Annotated in this window: 1 protein-coding gene; it reads left to right on the plus strand. The window is 41.7% G+C overall.

The window, feature by feature from the left end:
- The coding region (locus L1068_RS21845) for an IS3 family transposase (protein WP_237131964.1) at positions 1-527 on the plus strand (527 nt) is incomplete at both ends.

Below are 527 nucleotides of genomic sequence, written 5' to 3' on the forward strand. Positions count from 1 at the left end.
ACACCTTTATCGCAGAGCTAAAGCACTGTTTAAACGCAGCAGAAAAAGTTTAGGCTATCGTGAGTTATGTAAGAACTTACGCAAAGAAGGTTTTAAAATAACGCGCTATCGAACCAGAAAGTTAATGGCGAAGCTCAATTTAGTGGTTAAACAACGAGTGGCTTATAAAGTGACAACCAAGCGTAAGCACTCTGATGCAGTAGCAAATAATTTGTTGAACCAGAACTTTAATCCAGTACCCCCCAATCAGGTTTGGGCTGGCGATGTGACGTATCTGAAAACAGGTCAAGGCTGGATGTACCTTGCTGTTGTCATGGATTTATATTCTCGTCGAATTGTTGGCTGGCATATTGATAAACGTATGACGACTGATTTAGTGATGAAAGTCATGATTAAAGCTTATAACGTGAGAAAACCAGCCAAGGGTTTGGTGTTCCATTCTGACAGGGGTTCTCAATATACGAGTAAGCGATACCGCAATCTGTTAAAGCAGTTTGGTATGCGAGCAAGCATGGGGGATGTAGGAG

This window comes from Pseudoalteromonas sp. MMG024, assembly GCF_021654175.1.
Taxonomy (GTDB): Bacteria; Pseudomonadota; Gammaproteobacteria; order Enterobacterales; family Alteromonadaceae; genus Pseudoalteromonas.